At 38.6% G+C, this 22,702-nt stretch carries 18 protein-coding genes; 11 read left to right on the top strand and 7 right to left on the bottom strand.

Translation table 11 applies throughout. The features are described 5' to 3' along the window. Positions 1–5: 5 nt before the first annotated feature. The 5 genes from NU887_RS08805 to NU887_RS08785 form a co-directional block, all read right to left on the bottom strand. Positions 6–926 (bottom strand): transporter, encoded by a 921-nt coding sequence (locus NU887_RS08805; RefSeq protein WP_258422992.1) that lies wholly within the window; start codon positions 924–926, stop codon positions 6–8. A 206-nt stretch (positions 927–1,132) separates the two neighbouring features. Continuing rightward, positions 1,133–1,681 (bottom strand): hypothetical protein, encoded by a 549-nt coding sequence (locus NU887_RS08800; protein ID WP_258422991.1) that lies wholly within the window; start codon positions 1,679–1,681, stop codon positions 1,133–1,135. Between the two features lie 350 nt (positions 1,682–2,031). Then, positions 2,032–4,992 (bottom strand): translation initiation factor IF-2, encoded by a 2,961-nt coding sequence (gene infB / locus NU887_RS08795; RefSeq protein ID WP_258422990.1) that lies wholly within the window; start codon positions 4,990–4,992, stop codon positions 2,032–2,034. 65 nt (positions 4,993–5,057) lie between these two features. Further along, positions 5,058–6,302, bottom strand: a complete 1,245-nt coding sequence (gene nusA / locus NU887_RS08790) for a transcription termination factor NusA (protein ID WP_258422989.1) — start codon at positions 6,300–6,302, stop codon at positions 5,058–5,060. 5 nt (positions 6,303–6,307) lie between these two features. Further along, on the bottom strand, positions 6,308–6,778 hold the full coding sequence (locus NU887_RS08785; RefSeq protein WP_258422988.1) for a ribosome maturation factor RimP: 471 nt from the start codon (positions 6,776–6,778) through the stop codon (positions 6,308–6,310). Positions 6,779–6,990: 212 nt separating this feature from the next. Between NU887_RS08785 and NU887_RS08780 the strand changes: the two genes are divergently transcribed. Genes NU887_RS08780 through rodA form a run of 5 tightly spaced genes read left to right on the top strand, consistent with a single transcriptional unit; the run spans position 6,991 to position 12,449 of the window. Beyond that, positions 6,991–8,019: a rod shape-determining protein gene (locus NU887_RS08780; protein WP_084118681.1), complete on the top strand. Its 1,029-nt coding sequence runs from the start codon at positions 6,991–6,993 to the stop codon at positions 8,017–8,019. A 7-nt stretch (positions 8,020–8,026) separates the two neighbouring features. After that, a complete protein-coding gene (mreC, locus tag NU887_RS08775; RefSeq protein WP_258422987.1) occupies positions 8,027–8,860 on the top strand; it encodes a rod shape-determining protein MreC in 834 nt (277 codons plus the stop codon). Then, positions 8,853–9,374, top strand: a complete 522-nt coding sequence (locus NU887_RS08770) for a rod shape-determining protein MreD (protein WP_258422986.1) — start codon at positions 8,853–8,855, stop codon at positions 9,372–9,374. The genes mreC and NU887_RS08770 overlap by 8 nt, the downstream gene beginning before the upstream one ends. After that, positions 9,374–11,173, top strand: coding sequence for a penicillin-binding protein 2 (gene mrdA / locus NU887_RS08765; RefSeq protein ID WP_258422985.1), 1,800 nt, complete (start codon positions 9,374–9,376; stop codon positions 11,171–11,173). Before NU887_RS08770 ends, mrdA begins: the two co-directional genes overlap by 1 nt. A gap of 1 nt (position 11,174) precedes the next feature. Further along, entirely contained in the window at positions 11,175–12,449 is a 1,275-nt protein-coding gene (rodA, locus tag NU887_RS08760; protein ID WP_258422984.1) for a rod shape-determining protein RodA, read from the top strand. Here the strand turns inward: rodA and NU887_RS08755 are convergent. Beyond that, the gene (locus tag NU887_RS08755) at positions 12,446–13,030 is read right to left on the bottom strand and encodes an HD domain-containing protein (protein WP_258422983.1); all 585 of its coding nucleotides are present in this window, start codon (positions 13,028–13,030) and stop codon (positions 12,446–12,448) included. The genes rodA and NU887_RS08755 overlap by 4 nt on opposite strands. Positions 13,031–13,263: 233 nt before the next feature. Beyond that, complete coding sequence (locus NU887_RS08750; protein WP_258422982.1) at positions 13,264–14,421, bottom strand: hypothetical protein; 1,158 nt, start codon at positions 14,419–14,421, stop codon at positions 13,264–13,266. A gap of 38 nt (positions 14,422–14,459) precedes the next feature. Between NU887_RS08750 and NU887_RS08745 the strand changes: the two genes are divergently transcribed. The 6 genes from NU887_RS08745 (at position 14,460) to NU887_RS08720 (ending at position 22,275) form a co-directional block, all read left to right on the top strand. After that, the gene (locus NU887_RS08745; RefSeq protein WP_258422981.1) at positions 14,460–14,786 is read left to right on the top strand and encodes a 2Fe-2S iron-sulfur cluster-binding protein; all 327 of its coding nucleotides are present in this window, start codon (positions 14,460–14,462) and stop codon (positions 14,784–14,786) included. 6 nt (positions 14,787–14,792) lie between these two features. Next, the gene (locus NU887_RS08740) at positions 14,793–15,374 is read left to right on the top strand and encodes a thymidine kinase (RefSeq protein WP_258422980.1); all 582 of its coding nucleotides are present in this window, start codon (positions 14,793–14,795) and stop codon (positions 15,372–15,374) included. Positions 15,375–15,488: 114 nt separating this feature from the next. After that, on the top strand, positions 15,489–16,181 hold the full coding sequence (gene recO / locus NU887_RS08735; RefSeq protein WP_258422979.1) for a DNA repair protein RecO: 693 nt from the start codon (positions 15,489–15,491) through the stop codon (positions 16,179–16,181). Between the two features lie 193 nt (positions 16,182–16,374). Further along, on the top strand, positions 16,375–18,228 hold the full coding sequence (rho, locus tag NU887_RS08730; RefSeq protein WP_258422978.1) for a transcription termination factor Rho: 1,854 nt from the start codon (positions 16,375–16,377) through the stop codon (positions 18,226–18,228). A 214-nt stretch (positions 18,229–18,442) separates the two neighbouring features. Continuing rightward, on the top strand, positions 18,443–20,557 hold the full coding sequence (locus tag NU887_RS08725) for a T9SS type A sorting domain-containing protein (RefSeq protein ID WP_258422977.1): 2,115 nt from the start codon (positions 18,443–18,445) through the stop codon (positions 20,555–20,557). Between the two features lie 86 nt (positions 20,558–20,643). After that, a complete protein-coding gene (locus NU887_RS08720) occupies positions 20,644–22,275 on the top strand; it encodes an LVIVD repeat-containing protein (protein WP_258422976.1) in 1,632 nt (543 codons plus the stop codon). Positions 22,276–22,702 lie beyond the last annotated feature (427 nt).

The following is a 22,702-nucleotide window of genomic DNA, read 5'->3' as shown; positions in this document are numbered from 1 at the left end:
TGAGATTAAAATGCTTTGAACTGATAAGTGAGTCCGATACCAAATGTGGTGGCTTTACCCATGTTTCTGCCACTGACTGTTTGATTGAAATAAGCTAGAGCACCCAAACCCCGATCAGATTTGATGAAATATTGGACCCAAGCTCCAACTTGGCTTACTTCCATTTTGTTGGTTGGCTGAGGCCTGTTGTACGAACGGATGTCATCTCCTGTGAGGCAGTTGAGACTCATGAATGTCGCTTCCATTCTAAGCCTGTTATCAAAAGCCCAATACCCAACCGCTGCATGTAAATTCAGTGCATTTGGGACATTCATAAAAGTTGAATACACACTGCCATTTTCATAGTAGTAATCCCTTTCCACTTCAGTCTGTCCACGCCATAAGTAAGCAGCAGCAGCCCTGAATACAATTCCATTATCCATTTTATAGCCTCCTATACCTCTTAAACCGATTTCGGGAGCTCCTGCGCCAAGGCTAAATGGCATGTAATCTGAAAGGTAATTACTGGAGGGGGTGCTAAAGTGTGCATTGGTGAGAAAAAGAAGTTTACCCTTTCCCACTTGTTTTTGAAGCCAATCCACTTTTGCAGCGATGCTTAGGTCCTGGATTCCTGACTGTCCTGCCTGGGTTCCACCCGAAGCTTTAGTATTGATATAGGGTAAACTTGCTATAATGTTGATTTTTTTCGAGATGCCCATGGCTATCATTGGCATTATTGTCTGACGGGTAAAAGTGCCGATATTGGCGTTTTCACGGAGATATGTGCCTTCCCAATATTGATCCCATGAGGAATGTTCATATATCAATGCTGTACAGATTTCTCCCTTGCCCATCATGACTTCATCCCAAGGGGTTTGGGCGTAAGAAGCCATGCTAAGACATATTGTTGTCGCCGCTATTGCAGTTAAGCGTATAAATATTTTCATCTTTTGATGTTGGTTAGAATGATAGATTATTTACCCCTATTCTTTAGAAAGGGGTTTCGGGCAGCTTTTTTCTTAAAATTCAAATCATTAACAGACACATCAAAATGAAACTGTACCCGCCTAGATTCTCAAAAAATGAGAACTTGGGTATAGAGTCAATGCTTGTCTTAAGAAGAATAGAAAATGTGAAGCCCAAAAGGTTCAAATCAGGCTAACTCAGGGGGAGGGGAATTAAGATGGAAATAATTGTTTTCGTAAGATGAAAAAATGAAACCTATGAAATCTTGTTCAAGTTCTGAAGCAACCGGAGAATAATCGAAATCATTCGATACCGGAGTATAATCTTTAATGAAAAGCTTTACCAATAAAGAATTATTTCCTGCGTCTGGGAGATCGTCTTGAACCAGAGAACTTACCCACTGCTTGATGGTATTGTCCAATATTCTTTTGGCGGTATCAGGGACATAAACAATCTGAAGGGTGTCGTTTACGTATCTTTGTTTGATTGCTCTGAAAGTTTTTCCATCTTTTTCAAATGAGGTGTTTGTTGGCCTAAAATCCTCTTCATCAGCCATGTAGGGCACAGAGAGGGGGATTTCCATTAACTTTTCTTCCAAACCCTCCTGATTGTCACTGTAGATTTTCTCCATCCAATCGCTTTCGATTTGGAAGCGAAAAGAAAAATAAGCCACATAATATCCAAAATGGTACAATGCGAAGCAGCACAAAAGGAATATGGAAATGACTTTTTTCAATAGAATTGATTATAGGAATTTAAATTTAGACTTTTTTTCCAAAAAAAAATGATCCTTGTCAGGTTTTTATAATCTTACTTTTAAGGCAGGTTGGAAAAAAAATCAAATGCCATCAAAATCAATATTAAGATAATAGCAATTGTTCCATACATCTTTAAAACTTTTAGTCTGTTGAATCTATCTAAAAACCATAGGACCAAAACAGGCCGATAAAGACCTAAAAAAAGGCAAATAAATGAGAGGCAAATCAGAATTTGGATTAATATGTGTAATGCATTCAACATAAGGCTCAAAAATAAAAAAAGGAACAGTTTACACCGTTCCTTTTTCTTTAAATCATTATAAATGTTTTACTTCTTCTTTTTGATTTCCTGCATCATGTAGCCTTCCATGGTATCATCGATTTCGATATCATTGAAATTTTTGATGGAAATACCACATTCGTAGCCGGCTTTCACCTCTGAGACATCATCTTTGAATCGCTTCAATTGGTCGATTTCTCCATCATGAATTACGATTCCTTGACGGATGATCCTGATTTTATTCTTTCTGGTGATGAAACCGTCGGTGATATAAGACCCGGCGATAGTTCCGATTTTAGAAATTTTGAATACCTCTCTTACAAGTACGTTTCCTGTAATGATTTCCTCAAACTCAGGCTCAAGCATACCTTCAATCGCATCTTTGATCTGGTTGATGGCATCATAGATAATGGAGTAATGCCTGATTTCAATTTCTTCCTGCTCCGCAAGTTTTTTGGCATTGGTAGATGGTCTCACATTAAATCCTAGGATGATCGCATCTGAAGCGGACGCCAAAAGGACATCTGATTCGGATATCTGACCGACACCTTTGTGGATGATACTGACAGATACCTCTTCTTTGGAAAGTTTCAACAATGAATCAGAAAGTGCCTCAACTGACCCATCCACATCACCTTTGATGATGATGTTGAGTTCTTTGAAACTTCCGATTGCGAGTCGCCTTCCGATTTCGTCCAAAGTAATGTGCTTCTTCGTACGCATACTTTGCTCCCGAAGAATCTGTTCTCTTGAATTGGCGATTTCTCTGGCCTCTCTTTCAGAATCGTAAACTTTAAAAGTATCACCGGCCTGTGGTGCACCTGCCAATCCCAATACCTGAACCGGTGTTGAAGGACCCGCTTTGGTAAGTTTCTTTCCTTTGTGATCAGTCATCGCTTTGACACGGCCATAGTGTGGGCCTGCAAGCATAATGTCTCCGATATTCAAAGTTCCTGCCTGAACCATTACTGTAGTCACGTAACCACGGCCCTTATCAAGAGAAGCTTCTATGACAGTACCAACTGCTTTTTTGTTGTAATTGGCTTTCAATTCAAGAATTTCAGCTTCCAACAATACTTTTTCAAGAAGGTCATCTACTCCTAATCCTGTTTTCGCAGAAATGTCTTGGGACTGGTATTTTCCACCCCATTCTTCTACCAAAAGATTCATATTGGCCAATTCCTCTTTGATTTTATTAGGATTGGCATTTGGCTTATCAATTTTATTGATCGCAAAGATCATTGGGACACCTGCTACCTGAGCATGGTTGATAGCTTCCTTGGTTTGAGGCATGATGCTGTCATCAGCCGCAATTACGATGATGGCAACGTCTGTGATTTTGGCACCCCTTGCTCTCATTGCCGTAAAGGCCTCGTGACCCGGAGTATCCAAGAAAGCGATTTTGTGTCCGTCAGCAGTAGTCACATCATATGCTCCGATGTGTTGGGTAATTCCACCTGCTTCATCGGCTGTTACTTTTGATCTCCTTATGAAATCAAGCAAGGATGTTTTTCCATGATCGACGTGGCCCATTATGGTCACTATAGGAGCTCTTTCTTGAAGATCTTCTGCAGTATCGGCGATTTCTTCTACTTCAAACTCTTCATCAGGTTTGGTGAATTCCACCTCAAAGCCGAACTCATCTGCAATGATGGTGATGGCTTCGGCGTCAAGTCTTTGGTTGATGGAAACAAACATACCCAGAGAAAGGCATGCAGAAATTACTTCATTTACAGACACATCCATAAGTGAAGCCAAATCATTGGCAGAAATAAATTCTGTTACACGAAGAATTTTAGAATCTTCGATTCCTTCCTGTTCTTCCCTGTACCGTTCCGCTTTCTTGTCTCTCCTCTTTGATTTTCCGCCGCCTGATTTACCACCTCCCTGCAATCTTGCAAGGGTTTGTTTAATCTGATCTTGGATTTCCTTTTGAGTAGGTTCCGCTTTTTGTATTCTATTAGTATTTTGCTGAGGCTGCCCCGGTCTTTGTGGACGCTGTTGCATTGGTTTTCTATCCCTTTGGCCAGGACCGGAAGGTTGTCCTCCTTGTCCTTGTCCTCCTTGACCTTGACCGGCAGGTCTAGGCTTATTGGCATCTGTCTCAGGACCTTTTGGTGCAGGACCGCCTTTTTTATCAATTCTTTTTCGTATTCTTTTTTTCTTATCCTTTCCTTTCTCGTCAGAAGAAGCTACAGGTTTCCCTTTTTTCTTTGATTTGTCATCAGGAAGTTCAATTTTACCCAATACAGTAAGCCCCTTCAAAGCATCTGCTTTGGCTGCTATCACTTTCTCCTCAGGCTTAGGTTCATTTATCTCAATAGGTTTTTCTATTTTTTCGACCTTCTCTACAACTGGTTTAGGTATAGGGTTTACGACTTTTGGTTTTTCTTCAAGAGGTGCTTTTACAGGAACTGGAGATTCCTGGACTTTTTTAGTGATGTCTTCAGTCTGAGGCTTCACAGCCTGAGGTTTCGGTTCCACTTTTTCTTGGACCGGCTTTTCTTCTTTTTCAACAGGAGTTGCAGGAGGTATTACAGGTGCTTGAGGCTGAGGTTTAACCTCTTCCCTTTTTTGGGATTGCTTTTGGGCATCAAGGTCAATTTTTCCCAAAACTGTTATTCCCTGTAATTTGGGAGCCTCTATTTCCACTTTCTCAAGTGGCGGTTCTTCAGTTTTTGGAGTTTCAATGATAGGCTTTACCGGCTCAGGTTTCTTTACTTCTGCAACAGGTTCAACTTTCTTTTCCTCTTTTACTTCAGATTCTGCTTCTATGGTAAAAGTTTCATGGTGTCTCTTACCTATCGAAAGGTGAGAGGCCTCTTCCTTTTCCTGCGCAGAGGATTTAAACTCCTTGGCCAGCATATCAAATTGCTCCTGGCTGATTTTGGAGTTGGGATTATTTTCGACATCGAAGCCCTTCTTAGCCATAGATTCCACAATGGTAGATATACCTACATTGAGTTTTCTGGCTATCTGGCCCAGTCGCATCGTTTTTTCTTCTGACATACACTAAAGCACTTTCTTAATTTGATGGCAAATATAGGCCAATTATTGGGTAAATCTGACCTAAATTACTGTTCAAATTCTTGTTTTAATATTCTGAATATTTCGTCAATTGTTTCTTCTTCAAGTTCTGTTCTTCTCAAAAGATCTTCTTTTGTTAGTGAAAGAACGCTCTTTGCAGTATCCAAACCGGTTTTTTTCAATTCGTCAATTACCCAATTGTCGATTTCATCACCGAATTCCTCAAGATCCACATCCTCCTCTTCATAGTCATTGAGTTCTCTGAATACGTCTATTTCAAATCCGACCAATCTTGAGGCAAGTCTGATGTTAAATCCACCTTTTCCGATGGCCATAGAGACTTGGTCCGGCTTCAAGTAGACTGAAATTCTTTTATTTTCTTTATCAACGGTCAATGAGGAGACCTTTGCGGGGCTCAATGCTCTTGATACATATAGGTCAAGGTTGTCGGTGTAGTTGATGACATCGATATTTTCATTCTGAAGTTCCCTGACGATTGCGTGGATACGGCTTCCTTTCATACCGACACAAGCACCTACAGGATCAATCCTGTCATCGTAAGATTCTACTGCGACTTTTGCCCTTTCACCAGGTTCTCTGACGATTTTTCTGATGGTAATCAGGCCATCGAATACTTCAGGAACTTCGTTTTCAAATAATCTTTCCAAGAAAATAGGGGATGTTCTTGAAAGAATTATCCGCGGATTGCCATTCACCATTTCTACTTTATGGACGATAGCCCTGACGGAATCGCCTTTTCTGAAACGGTCTTTTGGAATCTGCTCTCCTTTTGGAAGGATGAGTTCGTTTCCTTCTCCATCTATCAAAAGGGTTTCTCTTCCCAAAATTTGATAAACTTCGGCTGAAATGATTTCACCTACCAATTCTTCATATTGATTGAAGAGTAAATCTTTTTCAAGGTCTTTGATTTTTTGGATCAAAGTCTGCCTTGCCATCATCACAGCGCGTCTTCCGAATTCTTCTAATTCGATTTTCTCATAGACATCTTCACCTACCTCAAAATCCGGCTCTATTTTCCGGGCATCAGTGAGGCTTATTTTATCAAAATCCCAAATGTCTTCGGAATTGTCATCAACAATTTCCCTGATTCTCAGGATTTCGAGGTCACCTTTGTCTGCATTGATGGTTACATCAAAATTTTCATCGGTTTCGAATTTTTTGCGAATCATCGCCCTAAACACGTCTTCTAGTATGCGGATCATGGTGGGACGGTCCACATTTTTAGACTTTGCAAATTCTGCAAATGATTCTATGAGTACTTTAGCATCCATTTTGTTTATTTGAAAGAGACTAACACGATTGATTTTTTTATTTCATCGAGGGGGATGTTGATAATCCTGTCCTCAGCTTTTTTTCCTTTTTCCTTTATTTTGCAAAGAATTTTTACTTCTGAATTCCCTACTTCCTCGAGTTGCCCTTCCAGCTCTTTTCCGTCATTTAAGGTCAACTTCAATTTTCTTCCCACATTTTTGGTATATTGTCTTTTGGAAGACAGCGGAAAGTCCAAACCCGGGGAGGAAACTTCCAAAATGTAGGCATCAGACAAAAGTTCCTTTGCTTCGATTTCCTCAGCTACCTGTCTGCTTACCTTGGCACAAGCCTCGATACTGACACCGTGGTCGGCATCTATGAGGATTGTCAGTTGAGATTTTGGACCTTTCTCTACCAGTTGGACGTCTACTAAATAGTAGGACTCATCCGGAAGATGTTTAGAAACAATCTCTTCAAGTGTACTTTTTAAGCTCATTTGTTCAGGTATATGAAATAAAAGAGGGGACTTGTGTCCCCCCTCAATTCTGGTAATACAATGCAAAGGTAATAAATTTATTCCCACAAAAAAAAATTGGATTCTTGTAATAAATTGGGAATTAGATAATAATTTTGCCCACCCACGTTAGAAGTTCTGCGCTTCATTGCTAAATTTATAAGATTATCTATCATCAACTCAATCAAAAAATAATGGGATTATTCGATTTTTTTTCAAGTGATATCGCTATAGATTTAGGTACTGCAAATACCCTAATTATACACAAGGATAAAATTGTGGTTGATGAACCATCAATCATTGCAATTGACAGGACAAATAACAGGGTCCTTGCAGTGGGAAAGGACGCAATGAACATGCATGAAAAAACGCATGAAAATATCAGGACGATCAGACCTCTTAAAGATGGTGTGATTGCAGACTTCTATGCTGCAGAGCAAATGATCCGTGGATTGATCAAAATGATCCCTGGGCACAAAAAAGGAATGTTTCCCAAATCCCACAGAATGGTAATTTGCATCCCTTCTGGAATTACTGAAGTTGAAAAAAGAGCCGTCAGGGACTCTGCAGAGCATGCAGGGGCAAAAGAAGTATATATGATTTATGAACCTATTGCGGCAGCCATAGGTATTGGGATTGATATTGAAAAGCCGATGGGTTCAATGATTGTGGATATCGGAGGAGGTACTACTGAAATTGCGCTTATCGCCTTGTCAGGCATAGTGGCGGACCAATCAATCAGGGTAGCAGGTGATACCTTTACCAAGGATATCCTGGATTATATGAGAAGGCAGCACAATTTGTTGATAGGTGAGCGTTCAGCTGAAAAAGTAAAAATCGCTATTGGATCCGCATTGACTGAACTTGATGATGCTCCCGAGGATTATGAAATCAGGGGAAGGGATTTGATGACAGGAATTCCAAAGGTAATTAAGGTTTCCTATTCCGAAATCGCTTTTGCCTTGGACAAATCAGTTTCTAAGATAGAAGAGGCAGTATTGAAAGCATTGGAAATTGCCCCTCCGGAACTTTCTGCTGATATCTATGATAATGGAATCCATCTTACTGGTGGAGGGGCACTTCTGAAAGGTCTTGATAAAAGGCTTCACCAAAAAACTAAATTGCCGATTCACATTGCAGAAGACCCACTTAGGGCTGTAGTCAGAGGGACAGGTACAGCACTGAAAAACATCAATAATTTCAGAACAGTTCTGATGACTTAATGATTGGATGCAGCGGATATTCCTATTTTTATACCGAATAAGGGCGTTTTTGTTGTTTGTATTATTGGAGGCCATAGCCATTTCGCTGATCGTCTCAAATAATACTCAACAAGGTTCCGCTTTCTTTAATAGTTCCAATGAATTGAGCGGATCTGTTTTTCAGACTCAGAGCAATATAGTTGATTATTTTTCACTTTCTTCTGTGAACAAAAGCCTGATGGAAAAAAACGCACAGTTGTTAAGCGAATTAGAAGCGCTCAGAAAACCCGCGGATTCCATTTTTATTCCTCTCGATACTGCAATGTATGCCACAATGCAGTTTAAAGGCGCTAAAGTAATCAATAACTCATTAAGACTATCTCAAAATCACCTTACCATCAATAAAGGATCCAATCATGGGGTCAGGACAGGTATGGGCGTCATCAATGAACAAGGAGTAGTGGGAAGGGTTAAAAGCGTGAGTCGCAATTTTTCTACAATCATATCCCTCTTACACACCGAGTTATTGGTATCCTCCAAAATTCAAACAAATGATGTATTCGGCTCCACAAAATGGGATGGTCTAAATCCACAGCAAGCCAAACTCATGTATGTTCCTCGACATGTCGTGGTAGAGATTGGAGATCAGGTTGTCACTTCAGGATACAATTCAATATTTCCGGAGGGGATTCCGATTGGAACAGTGATTGAAGTAAAGCCCGGAACTGATACCAACTACCTTGATATAACTTTAAAGCTAGACACAGATTTTTCAAAAATATCTTATGTCTATTTGGTGGAAAGTTTTCAACAGAAAGAGCTTGACTCTCTTTACCAATCAACTGGAATAAGTAATGAATAGTATCAGGGTAATTTCAATCTTGCTTTCCGGATTCCTTTATCTGTTGTTTCAAATATTGGTACTCAAAAATCTTGTCCTTTTCGGAACGGCTTTTTGTTTTCTATATGTAACCTATATTATCTTACTCCCTCTCGACATTAAAACCATCCCTGTGTTATTAATCAGCTTTTTCTTGGGGATAGGTGTAGATCTGTTTTATGATACTTTGGGGATTCATACCGCTGCCTTATTGGTTATAGCTTTTATCAGGCACAGATGGCTTCTGGTATTGGTGCCTACAGGAGGGTATGAAGATGACCTTCAGCCAAGCATGTTGAATATGGGCTTAGGTTGGTTCCTGTCTTACAGCGTGCCATTGATACTTATTCACCATGTTTTGTTTTTTTATATCGAAAGTTTGGGTACAGATTTATTCCTCACATCTCTTCAAAAAGTAATTGCTAGTGTTATTTTTGTGCTGGTAATGAGTATTATTGTTCAACTGTTATTTTACAGGAGAAGGAGAGGGATTTAATGAACGAGCAAAGGCCGATTACAATTATCATCATCATCATCATTATTGGAGCGGTGCTCCTTACAAAATTATTTTTGATACAGGTTGTTGACGATAGTTTTTTAAAAAAGGCAGAAAGTAACGCGATTCAAAGAGTGGTAGACCATCCCTACAGAGGTTTGGTGTATGACCGTACAGGCAAAATATTGGTATACAACTATCCGATTTTTGACCTTATGGTCATACCGAGAGAATTTCAAGTAGGTGATACTACAAGGTTTTGTGAGATTTTTAAGATAAGTAAGGAATACCTTGTTGAGACCTACACTGCTGCTAAGAAATATTCTTCAGTCAAACCTTCACCTTTGATCAAACAGATTTCGACTACGGATTTTGCGAGAATTCAGGATTTTTTGATTGATTACCCCGGCTTGTTTGTCATGACCCGTTCTGTGAGGTCATATCCTCAGCAAAGCGCTGCCAACGCCTTGGGATATATCGGTGAAATAAGCTCAAATCAACTTGAGAAAGATTCTTCAAAGTATTATAAACAAGGAGACTATGTTGGATTGAGCGGTATCGAAGGCTATTATGAAAATGAGCTCCGTGGAGTAAAGGGCGTAAAATACAAACTTGTAAATGTCAGGGGTGTAGACAAAGGATCTTTCAAAGACGGAGAATTTGATACAGCTTCTGTTGCAGGAAAAAACCTTGTCTCAACTATTGATCTTGAACTGCAACAATATGGAGAGATGCTTATGGCAGGCAAAAGAGGATCTGTGGTGGCAATAGAGCCAAAAACAGGTGAAGTGCTTGCCATGATTTCAGCTCCGACATATGATCCTAATTTGTTAACAGGAGCCCTTTTTGGTAATAATTATATGGAATTGAACAGGGATGAAAGCAAGCCATTGTTCAACAGGCCAATAATGGCCATGTATCCTCCCGGATCCATATTCAAAATTGTTCAATCTTTAGTCGGCCTTCAGATGGGTGTATTGACTCCAAATACTACCTACAGTTGTAACAGGTCTCTTGTGGCTTGCCACAATCACCCTAGTCCGGTAAATTTATTTGGAGCCATCAGAAATTCCTGTAATCCGTATTATCACCAAGCATACAGGGCAATGATAAACAGGGAAGTGTCCTCCAACACCTTCAAAGACACAGAACTTGGCTTAAATACCTGGAGAGAATCTGTGTTGAAATTTGGATTGGGATCACCTTTAGGTATTGATATGAAAAATGAAAAAGGGGGATCAATACCTTCCTCAGTTTTATATGATAAGAAATATGGAGAGGGAAGATGGAAATATTCTACAATTTATTCACTTTCGATAGGCCAAGGGGAAATGCTGGTTACTCCACTTCAGATGGCCAACCTAGCCGCGATATTTGCTAATAAAGGCTATTATTATCCTCCGCATATGATCAAAGCCATTGATGGAGATCCAAACAAAATTCCTGAAGAATTCCGTACCCGAAAAGATGTAGGTGTGGATGCCCATCATTTTGACATGATTCAGGATGCTATGGCAGAAGCCATATACGGTACTGCTGCAAGAGCTGCTATCCCGGATATTACTATTGCAGGCAAAACTGGTACTGCCCAAAATCCCCAAGGAGAGGATCATTCTGTTTTTATAGCATTTGCACCCAAAGAAAATCCCCAGATAGCCATCGCTGTATATGTCGAAAATGCCGGTTGGGGAGGAAGAGCAGCGGCGAGCACTGCAAGTTTGATGATAGAAAAGTATATCAGAAGAGAAGTGAAAAGACTCGCTCTGGAGGAATATGTCTTGGTAGGGAAATTTATGTAACGTGAGACAAGACGACCTTTACATCAACAAAATTGACTGGATTTCGATAGCCATATATGCCGTTTTGGTTATTATTGGATGGATCAATATCTATGCGGCAGTCTACGACGAGCAATCCATAAAGAGCATTTTTGATTTTTCGATCAATTCAGGAAAGCAATTGGTTTGGATTGGTACTGCTGTCCTTTTGATAACAGTCATTATGGTGGCTGATTACCGCCTTTTTGAAAATCTTGCTTTGATTTTATATGGGTTTTTTATCATCCTTCTCATTATTACCCCATTTATAGGAAAGGAAGTTAATGGGCAGATACTCTCAGTCGGATTCGGTAATTTCCGTATCCAGCCTGCGGAGTTCGCTAAATTTGCTACTGCATTAGCACTTGCTAAAGTTATGGAAAGGCCGATTTTTGATTTAGGCCAAATAAAATACCAGATTCAAGCCATTGCAGTGATTATGGTTCCAGTCATATTGATCATGCTTCAGCCTGACACGGGAACAGCGATGGTTTATTTTGCATTTTTTATCATGCTTTACAGAGAAGGAATGCCTCAGTGGTATTATGTTTTGGGATTATCTTTTGTAGCAATTACTTTACTTTCTCTTGGTATTGAAAATAATTTGTACCTCGCAATTGCAGTAGGAGTGATCATTTTGATCCTGATCTTACTTGGGAAAAAGAAGATCCCAAGAATTCTTAGCCTAATTGGAATAGGGATATTGATTGTAGGGTATTCCTACAGTATTGACTATGTAGTATCTAAGCTTCCGGAGCATCAGCAAAATAGAATCATGGTATTGTTCAATCCTAACCTTGACCCCCTTGGTGTTGGATGGAATGTAACACAATCGAAAATAGCCATCGGGTCAGGAGGATTTTTCGGAAAAGGGTATTTGGAAGGTACCCAAACCAAATTTGATTTTGTACCTGAGCAGCATACGGATTTCATTTTTTGTACGCTAGGAGAGGAATTTGGTTGGCTTGGCAGCTTTGTGGTTATTGGATTATTTTGCGCCTTATTGATAAGGCTGGTTATGCTAGCAGAGAGGCAAAAAAATAGATTTTCAAGAATTTATGGGTATTGTGTGATTTCAATTTTGCTGTTTCACTTTATGATCAATATTGCGATGACAGTGGGGTTATTTCCTGTTGTAGGGATACCTCTGCCTTTCTTTAGCTATGGAGGTTCGTCCCTTTGGTCTTTCACCATTCTACTTTTCATTTTTATTAAACTTGATTCTCACAGGATTCAGTTACTTAGTAGGATAGGTTAATAATTTTCGTTTTTTAAGATATAATTAAGCCAAAACTGCTTTTTTGGCTCACGGTTTTTTCTTGCAAATTCAGTATGGAAAGTGTGGCTGTTCAAGAATCTGATCTGAAGCTCCACCCAATCTTCTCTGGTTTTGATCACATTGGTAGATTTTAATTCTTGATAAAGCTTGCCACTGATTTCCACATAATCTTTTCTCCCAAGATAATCAAGATCTGAATCACAGATTATCTTTTGCAAATCGGTTTTGGGATTTTGTGGGATTTTGGTTGCCATCACCAATCCTTTTACCGTTTCGATATGAGCAGGATCCATTTTTAATGATTCCATTATATTTTGGGCCATTTCAGCACCTACTTCTTCATGATTTTGTGTGGATTTGGTAAATCCCAAATCATGTACAAGTGCGCCTATTCTTAGGAGATATGCGTCCGTACCTTCGATTTTGAACCTTTTGATATATTGGTTACAGACACCCAAAACATCCAACACATGATTTACATCGTGGTATGTTAAATTTTTGGGGAGGCCATTTTTCAATTGCTCCAAAACTATGCGCCTTAGCTTAAAATAACCTGTCATTAGTACATTATGATTGCATCAAAAAGTCAACTTGTTGACAATGCGGTTTGAATATTAATAAATATAAATATTAAAACTACACTTTGAGCTAAAAATTTTATTGAATCTATGGATTTATTGATCCAAAGTATTGGACGGACCTGAAAATAATATCCAATTCTAAGCAATCAATGGGTATAGTATTTTTTATCTCAAAATATGGGAGTGGTAAATGGGTTGGCTTTTTGCTTGGATTAGCCTCTGACATCAAACTTCCTGAATATAAGTTGGAGGAATTCATCCACGACATCAGAGTCTTTGTTCCAGCCTAATTCTCCTACATACCTTTCGTTCAAAAGATGAATTGCTTCCACGAAGCTTTCACATTCATCTATCGATTTTAAGGCATGTTTTAATAAATCCGGATTACCATCAAATAGATCCTTGGTAAACATAAATCTTTGGTTCAGCCCGATGCTTTCTGACAGTTCCTTGATGCTTCCTTTCATGATGGAGTATTGTTCATTTTCAAACCTGACCCAAACTTTGGAAGGGTCTATTCCCTGATCGGGTCTGATGGTTTTGAAAAGTTTTTCGGTAGGTATGTTTTCAAGAACCTGCTCTTCTTCTTGAAGCAAACTTTCTTCAAATTCTTCTTTGAGACCCGAGTCTACCCGAATTTCAAATTCTGAATCTTTGATTTCCTCCAAGGAGTCGAAGTAAGATGCATCTGCCTCTTTCAAAGCAGGAATAGCTTCAACTTTCTTTTCTGATTTTGATTTGATAAAATCAACTTCTGCTATCTGGTCAAAGTCAAGAAAAACTACCTGTCCCATGCTGTTCAGTAGGATTTTAAATGATTCCAATTTTTCTTTTTGAATCAGAAAATTATTACTTAATGCTTCCTGATAAGCTTCGTGTGTGTATGATAATCCTGCTTTATCAATCAGATTGGTGATCAAATTGGTGTGCCACTTGATATACTTCTTATTTTCTTTTAGGTATTGGTTGATTTCATGTCCCTTTAATTTTCCAAATTCATTTTTATAAAATTCCAAAGGGTCAACTGCCAAAAGGATAGAGTCTTGTACCGATTGCTCGAGTAATGGTTCAAAATGTGTCCTCTCAATTTTAATGGTTCTGGATAACACGTTCATAAACTCCCTCAGGGCTTCGTGAACAGTCTTATCTCTATAATCAAAAAAGGGATTGCTTTTTAATTTTTCTAATTCCAATTGCCAAGCTTCAAAAAGGGTTTTGATAATGAAAAAGTTGACTTGAACACTTGGAGTGAGTGTGATGATATCTTGTCCTGTCATGTACTTTTTGGTAGGAAAATACCCTTCACAGACTTTTTTACTGAATTCCTTGGCGTAGTTTTCTACGTATTTGCTGTTTACCTTAGCGGACATATGTATTATTTGTATTTTTTATGAATTAAGCACAAACCATGCTGAAAATTGTCATTCAAAATTTATTTCAAAAGGAGATTATTTCCCCCATTGAGGAGCGTAAAGTTATTGATTTAATCCATGAAAACCGCATCGATTGGATGCATGCATGTGGAAAAAAAGGAAGATGTACCACATGCAAAATAATCGTCCATGAAGGGATGGAAAACCTTTCTCCACTTACTGAGAGGGAAGAATTTTTCATGGGAATTGGCAGGTTAAAAAGCCATGAAAGGTTATCTTGCCAAGCAAAATTGATAAAAGGGGAAATCCTCGTTTCTGTCGCAGAAGAAAATAAGTTTCCCCATATGGATTACAGTGAATAGCATCAAATGTTTATAGAAAGCACTATCGGCAAATCAAGAAACCAGGAAAGGAAAGGACACATAGAGGTCATTTGTGGGTCTATGTTTTCGGGTAAAACTGAAGAACTGATCAGAAGGCTTAACAGAGCTTTTATTGCCAAACAAAAAGTAGAGATTTTTAAGCCGTCAATTGATAAAAGATACCATGATACAGATGTTGTCTCTCATAACGACAATGCCATCAGGTCTACTCCTGTTCAATTTGCAGATGATATTATTCTGCTAGCAGGTGACTGTGATGTGGTTGGGATTGATGAAGTGCAGTTTTTTGACAACAGGATTGTACATGTTGCCAATGTATTGGCCAATTCAGGAAAAAGGGTAATCCTTGCGGGACTCGATATGGATTTTGAAGGCAATCCTTTTGAACCTATGCCCCAATTATTGGCTGTTGCTGAATATGTAACCAAAGTCCATGCGATCTGTATGAAATGCGGTGATTTGGCTTCATATTCCTTTAGACTAGTAAATATCAAAGAAAAAGTGGTACTTGGAGAAAAGGAAACATATGAGGCAAGATGTAGAAAATGTTTCACCGAAAAACTCTAAGAAAGGTTGAATCAATCATTTAGAGCAGGGATTTTGTGTTTATTCAAAACTGAATTCGGCAATTATTTTCAGAAAGAAAGCGTATCCTTATGAAGGCGGTAAATTTCTACTAACGTGAGGCTGAAAAAAACAAAAGGTATTGTATTGTCTTATATCAAATACAGTGAAACCTCTATTATAGTAAGGGTTTTTACTAGAGAATTTGGGCTCAAATCTTATATAGTCAATGGGGCAAGGTCAAAATCCACGAAAAGCAAGATGGCAATTTATCAGCCTTTGACACTTTTGGATTTGGTGGTCTATGATAAGGAGGGGAGTAATTTAAACAGGATCTCTGAAGCAAAATTGCTAGCGCCATTTCAACTTGTACCTTTTGATTTTTTGAGGTCCGGTATTGCCATGTTCATGGCAGAAGTGATGGGTAAATCAGTTTTTGAAGGTTACCAAAATGAGGAATTTTACGATTTCCTTGAATCAGCCATCCAATTGTTAGATGATCCACAGACCCTACTTAAGCACTTCCCATTGGTTTTTTTGTGGGAAAGCTCAAAATACCTTGGGTTTGCTCCTGAGGATTCGGAATCCTTTTTTTTTGAATTAAAGCAATATCCGGAAGGTCCTGATGTCATGGAAGAAGAAAAGGATTATCTCAGGAATATCATCACCCAATCGTTTTATTGTGATGACAAGTCAACTTCAAAAACGAGGAAAAATATGTTAGATCATTTTCTGATTTTCTATGGCAACCATCTTGAATTGGCTGGCGATTGGAAATCTATAAAAGTTTTGAGGCAAATGATGTACTAAAATAAATCTGCATCTCAGCGTAAATATTTGTTATTTAATTAATGAAACATTAATATTGTAGCATCATAGTATCGCAAAATCCTTCTCCCCTTGGATTTTACCTATTCTGAATCCCTTTTTCATTCAGTTCAGAAATACTCAAGACACATCATCACACAATTACACATCTTATTTATTATTCCATAAGCTTTTTATGTATAACATAGAAGAATTAAAAATCAGGCTACTTTCTGAATTGAAGGAAATTGCTGAAGAAATGGGCGTAAAAAACTTTAAGACGCTGAAAAAAGACGAGCTTGTATATGCCATTTTGGACCAACAAGCCATCACAGACGAAAAAGCACTTCCTAAAAAAAGGCCAACGGTAGTAGAAGTTGAATCCGTCGAACTAAAGGCAAAGCCTGAATCAAAAGAATCTCCCGAATCACCCCAAACTACCTCTCAGGAGAACAAATCAAAATTCAGAAGAGAAAATGTAACTGCAATTCCCAAAGAAGAAATTCTGGCAGAGGCAGAGGCTAAGCCGATCAAAAGAAATGAGGAGAAACCTTCCCAAAGAAATGAAGAACGTCCTGTAAAAAGGAACGATGATCGACAAATAAAAAAAGCAGAAGATCAACCTTTTAGGAAACAAGAACAGGTTAAGCATGAAAGGCCGGTTGTTGTAGAACCTGTGAAACCAGTAACAAAAGATTCAGTTCCTGTATTTACTGCTGAAGATGAAAAGCCAAAGTTCATCAGGCCAAGAAGGAAAGTTGTAGACGATCCCGAGCCTATTGCCTTTAACAATTCCTCAGAAAAGACTTCACATGTACATGAGTCAGAAGCAGAAATTCCAAAAAGGAAAAATTTTAAAGACATAGAAGAGGTTCATATTCCTACCGCAGAAGTTTTTCAATCAAAGAGAAAACCTTATGTCAGTGTGAAGGAATTTGAAGGAATCATTGAGAATGAAGGGGTATTGGAGATCATGCCTGAGAGCTATGGTTTCCTCCGTTCATTGGATTACAATTACCTTGCTTCTCCGGACGACATTTATGTATCACCTTCTCAAATCAAACTTTTTGGACTCAAAACCGGAGACCACATCAAAGGGTCAATCAGGCCTCCAAAAGAAGGAGAAAAATATTTTGCTTTACTCAAGGTCATCACTGTAAACGGAAAGACATCAGAAGAAATCCGTGACCGGGTTCCTTTTGAATACCTTACGCCACTTTTTCCTGAGGAAAGGTTAAAGCTTGCTACCAAGCACGACAATTATTCCACAAGGATTTTGGATTTGTTTGCTCCGATTGGAAAAGGGCAGCGAGGTATGATTGTAGCCCAGCCAAAAACAGGTAAAACCATGCTTTTGCAGCAGATTGCAAATGCTATTTCGGAAAACCATCCTGAAGTGCACCTGATGATCCTTTTGATCGATGAAAGACCTGAAGAAGTTACTGATATGGCAAGATCTGTAAAAGCAGAGGTAATCTCCTCTACTTTTGATGAGCAGGCAGAAAGGCATGTGAAAGTGGCTTCCATCGTATTGGAAAAAGCAAAAAGAATGGTTGAATGCGGTCATGATGTCGTCATTCTTTTGGATTCCATTACCAGACTTGCAAGAGCCTATAACACTGTAGTGCCAAGTTCAGGTAAAATCCTATCAGGTGGTGTTGATGCCAATGCATTGCATAAACCAAAGAGATTCTTTGGAGCTGCCAGAAATGTTGAAAATGGAGGTTCTTTGACCATTATTGCGACTGCTTTGGTGGAGACAGGATCCAAGATGGATGAAGTTATTTTTGAAGAATTCAAAGGGACCGGTAACATGGAATTGGCTTTGGATAGAAAACTTTCCAATAGAAGGATTTATCCTGCCATTGATGTAACGGGATCCGGTACCAGAAGAGAAGAACTATTGATGGACAAAGAGGAAATGCAGAGAGTCTGGATTTTGAGAAAACTTATGTCAGACATGACCTCCCAAGAAGCGATGGAGTTCTTGCTTCAAAGAATGAAAGGTACAAGAGATAATATAGAATTTTTAATCAGTATGAACGGTTAAATTCAAAATTTAACTTTCTGATAAATACCCTTGTCCAAATGGATAAGGGTATTTTTTTTATCTAAAAAATGGATTTTGCAGCGGTTTTTCTGTCTTGTAAACTAATAATTTGTTTAATTAATTTCCTTTGATTTATTTCAATAAGATTTTTAATGGAGGCATTCCGATGTCCATTGACTTTTAGGGTCACCCAAACTATTTAGAATAACTCAAAATGATATTGATTTTTAACGAAATATTGAATTCCCATTTTTTGAAATCAAATGGTTTCAAAGGAATATATTTTGGAATAGCTTTTTTACTCATTGCCTCCTTTACATTTGGAGAAGGATCCGGGAATTGGGGCACCCAAAACAGCCGGCAAAGTATGCTGTGGTATCCCAGCAATTCCGGAGCGGGAGGTTTTGGCAACCGAGGTTATATGCTTTTGCCTTCAAATGTTTCCGGTTATAATGGAGGTCACAGGTTGTATGTTTATGCAAAAGCCGGGGAAACAGTTTTTTGGGGGTTTAGAAGATTTGGTTCCGGAAATATTAGGGTGAGGTGGTTTTATGATGCGAATTCTTCAGATTTTTTTCCAACAGGAACTTCAGGTTCATCGAGGACACAGATTTCTTCCCAAGATTATGATGCGCATAGTAGCGGGGCTTCGCAAGGAAGGCCTGGTACAGCAGCAAATGCTTTGGATGGACCATCCCAAATTACTGGGACAGGATATCAAGGATTTTCATTTACAAATAACACAGGTGCGGATAGGGCATTTTGGGTAGAGATTTCAAATACCTCAAATAACCACATCACAGCGGGCTTTAATATTAACTTCTGGGATATTACTGTTGCCTCAAGTTCTTCGGGTGGATACAATGAACATACAGGACGAGTATATTCCAGATTCTGGAGTATTGCCAATTCAAGACAAGATCCAAATAATACCACTTTGACTCTTACCAAGTCTTCACCGGACAGCTATTCATTTCATGACAATTTTGGATTTTATGTTCCTGTGGACAATACCTTCTCCGCATCTGGAGATGATTATTTTGTCAAGTACATCAATTTTGGAGGATCGAGTGGAGGATGGACCAATTTTTTTGCAAACAAAGATGGACCTAGAAATGACCTGACTTTTGAGGAAAATAGAAGATCTAGGGTAGGAACTTCCTCTAATTTCCAATATCCATTGTTTATAAGTGACCCTGATCCTTCTATCTGGAAATCCACAGCACCACCTTCAGCCAGTCTTCTGATTGAATATGAGCCAAAACCAGCACCAGAGGTCGGAGGAGAAGCAACAGTAAATCTGACAATTAGCCTGCCAGCCATTGTTGATGTGTTGATCGATCTAAACGGAAACCTTTCTTACGATGAAGGAATAGACATTGTAATTTCTGAAAAATATGATGCTCCCGGAACCTACCAGATTTACTGGAATGGTGAGGATGCGGATGGAAATGTGGTTCCTCCGGACAGTGATGTGGAGGTTGTTGCAACAGTCGTTTTCTTTCCGGTTCACTTTCCGATTTTTGATCTGGAGCAAAGCCTCGGTATGAAAGTGACGAATATCAGACCGGGTTCAGTAGTAAACAACAGCATATTTTGGGATGATTCTCTGATACCAAGAACTGGATTGACTCCGAGTGATAGTCCGCAATCTCTGATGGTAAATACCACAGGGGTTTTGGGTCCTGACCATATTTGGTGGGCATCTGGCGACAATGGGTTCAGCAATAATATCACAATCAATACCTGGGCCGGATCTTATAATACTGAAGTTCAGGGGTCCTTTAGGATATTACCTGTCCAATGGCTGTATTTCCGTGGCAAATCAACTGAGAATCGCATTAGATTGGAATGGGGGACTGCTCAAGAAAAAGACAATGAAAAATTTGTGATCCAACGTTCCAAAGACGGCAGGTCATGGACAGACATTTCAGAGGTAAAAGGAGAAGGACTTAGCGAAAAACCGGTTTATTATTTAGGCTGGGATGATAGTCCAATGGTAGGGCCAAACTATTATAGGCTCCAACAATTGGATTTTAATGGCAAGGATGACTATACCAGTGTCATCAGGGTTGACTTTATCCCTGACTGGGAAATTCATCTCTATCCAAATCCGGTATCTGATGAACTTTTTATCCAGACCAAAGATGTAGATAAACTCGAGGTGGTACTCGTGTCAAGTAATGGCAACAAGATCCCGCTTAAGGCAAAACTTTTAAATGAAGACAAATTGGTCTTTGACTTGAAAGAGATAAGTGGAGGACTTTATCTCATCTATGTCTACAACGAAGAAAAAACATTGGTAAAAAAACTGATTAAGCGAGATTGATGAAATACAGTTCTTCTTATTTCAGCTATTTAACTTCTAAAATTACATTTTAACTATTTATTTTAATATTATTCAAAATTTTAAACATGCGTAAATTACTGTTTTTTATCATTTTGATAGTTGGCATTATTTCTTGTCAACCTGATGTAGATGGACCTGTCAGGGATTCTACAGTTTTGATCAATACTGATTCAGGACCACTGAATTCAAGATTTACCCTTGAAGGTGCAGGGGTTATAGGCATAATTCCTTCTGATGTTATCAACGGCCGATTGAAGGAGGATGAAGAACTCGCCGGCAAAGTACCTTTAATGATGGTTTCGCAGGTTGACCCTCCTATACATGAGGGTAAAGTCCTCAAAGCAACACATGTGGATATTGCCGAAAATTATGCTTATGTAAGTTATAACACCGAAGGAGCTGAATTCCTTGGTGCCATTGAAATATTCGATATTACTGACCCACTTTATCCTAAAATCACCGGTCAGGCTATATTCAAAAATGGGGATATCAATTCAATAGCTTACAAGCAGGGAAAACTTTATGCCGCAGGAGCTTTCGATATTGACAATGAACCCGGGATAAAGACTGCCGCACAATTAATAGTCGTCAGTGTGAGCAATGGTTCTTTTACCTCTGACTTTTCAAAATTTGATATTGAAGGTTGGGCAGCAGTAGACGTGTCTCCAACCGAAAATGGGGTAATCGTAGCAAGTGGAAGCAATGGCTTGGTGGGTTTGTTTGATTCAAAGGGACAAATGAATGGAGAATTTCCCCTTACCGACCTAAGGTCCGTAAAATACGGGAATGGGGTTATTGGGGCTTTGAGCGGAACAGAAGGCATCAAAATTTTGGATCCTTCATCCCTTAAAGTTATTTCCTCCATCAATCTAGAAAAAGATATTGCAGAATCGAAAAGAACATTAGATATGTCTCCAGGACTGATGTTTGCATCAGAAGGACCAAAGGGTGTAGGTGTATATTCAATCGAAAAAGGGTCAATTTTACAAAGACTTTCCATCCCTTTGAAACCTGATGGTGTTGAAGAAGGGGATATTGTGACCAATTCAGTTTCTTTTGACGATGGTAAAGTTTATATGGCCAATGGGGGTGCAGGTATTTCGGTTTCCCAATTGGTTGAAAATGACGTTTTAGAAGAAATAGGGATTTTGGGAATCAATGGATCTTCCAATTTTATTAAATCTCATAAAGGATACATTTTTGTCGCTTCCGGCGCTCGGGGACTTCAGATTTTGAATCTACAGGAGAAAGATGAATTGGCTTTGAATCCTGGAATAGACTGCGGAAGTCTTTCACCTTACTCAGGGAGTACAAATTTAAATGTCAATTCAAATGAGCAGTTTGGATTTTCAGGGGCGGCCTCGATGAAAAATGTAAATATTGGAGGTCAATTGACTTTCTGTGGTTCTTTGGCCATTGAAAATAGTCTGAACCTGAATAGCGGAGGCGTTTTTATGATGAATGGTTCTTTTGTGTTTGGTCAGTATAACCGAAATAATACTCTTTCAATCAATAGCGATGCCGTGATGAAAATTTCAGGTTCTATGGTGATTTATGGAGATTTAAATCTCAATTCAGGGGCTACTTTGGAATTCATTGGTGAAGGGAATAGCGTTACTGTTTTTGGAAGGGTTCAAAAGGGAGCTAATAGCAAGATCGTAGGTGATTTTGTTGATACAGAAAATAAATTGAAATAAAGGGTAAAAATTTTTGTTTACTCAATAGATTGGGGTTATTTAAGTGCAAATAGCCCCAATCTTTTTTTTATTTTCTATGATTTAGAATTTAGGTTTATCAACATAAATTCGCATTTAAGATGTTTCTATAAAGAGAATAACTTGATCTTTTTATTCTTATAATTTTTAGCTATTCAATTTATGTTTGAATAGGGAAAATTTTGCACTTTTTCTCCTTAATTTACAGCAAATCTTGACTAATAAGTCCCAAATTTTGGTTTAGAGCTGTATTATTGTTATTTTTGAACAATCCCCAATTCGAATTAAATAATTACCTCAGTCGCCTTTCAATCCACAGATTTTCCAAAAAGGTTTATAAGTTTCTTTTTTTAAAATATTTATATGATAATATAAATATTAAGTATTGAAAAAGACCATGAATTTTAAA

This window comes from Aquiflexum gelatinilyticum, from assembly GCF_024741135.1.
Classification (GTDB): domain Bacteria; phylum Bacteroidota; class Bacteroidia; order Cytophagales; family Cyclobacteriaceae; genus Cognataquiflexum; species Cognataquiflexum gelatinilyticum.
This window is presented reverse-complemented; position numbering and strand designations above follow the sequence as displayed.

Excerpts from the sequence above, each read along its gene's own strand:
- NU887_RS08785 (WP_258422988.1), bottom strand. The coding sequence starts at position 6,778 with ATGAGCTTAAAAAGTACACTTGAAGAGATTGTTTCTAAACATCTTCCG.
- infB (WP_258422990.1), bottom strand. The coding sequence starts at position 4,992 with ATGTCAGAAGAAAAAACGATGCGACTGGGCCAGATAGCCAGAAAACTC.
- NU887_RS08780 (WP_084118681.1), top strand. The coding sequence starts at position 6,991 with ATGGGATTATTCGATTTTTTTTCAAGTGATATCGCTATAGATTTAGGT.
- NU887_RS08725 (WP_258422977.1), top strand. The coding sequence starts at position 18,443 with ATGATATTGATTTTTAACGAAATATTGAATTCCCATTTTTTGAAATCA.
- NU887_RS08805 (WP_258422992.1), bottom strand. The coding sequence starts at position 926 with ATGAAAATATTTATACGCTTAACTGCAATAGCGGCGACAACAATATGT.
- NU887_RS08770 (WP_258422986.1), top strand. The coding sequence starts at position 8,853 with ATGAATAGTATCAGGGTAATTTCAATCTTGCTTTCCGGATTCCTTTAT.
- NU887_RS08750 (WP_258422982.1), bottom strand. The coding sequence starts at position 14,421 with ATGTCCGCTAAGGTAAACAGCAAATACGTAGAAAACTACGCCAAGGAA.
- rho (WP_258422978.1), top strand. The coding sequence starts at position 16,375 with ATGTATAACATAGAAGAATTAAAAATCAGGCTACTTTCTGAATTGAAG.
- NU887_RS08745 (WP_258422981.1), top strand. The coding sequence starts at position 14,460 with ATGCTGAAAATTGTCATTCAAAATTTATTTCAAAAGGAGATTATTTCC.
- mreC (WP_258422987.1), top strand. The coding sequence starts at position 8,027 with ATGCAGCGGATATTCCTATTTTTATACCGAATAAGGGCGTTTTTGTTG.
- nusA (WP_258422989.1), bottom strand. The coding sequence starts at position 6,302 with ATGGATGCTAAAGTACTCATAGAATCATTTGCAGAATTTGCAAAGTCT.
- NU887_RS08755 (WP_258422983.1), bottom strand. The coding sequence starts at position 13,030 with ATGACAGGTTATTTTAAGCTAAGGCGCATAGTTTTGGAGCAATTGAAA.
- NU887_RS08720 (WP_258422976.1), top strand. The coding sequence starts at position 20,644 with ATGCGTAAATTACTGTTTTTTATCATTTTGATAGTTGGCATTATTTCT.
- NU887_RS08740 (WP_258422980.1), top strand. The coding sequence starts at position 14,793 with ATGTTTATAGAAAGCACTATCGGCAAATCAAGAAACCAGGAAAGGAAA.
- mrdA (WP_258422985.1), top strand. The coding sequence starts at position 9,374 with ATGAACGAGCAAAGGCCGATTACAATTATCATCATCATCATCATTATT.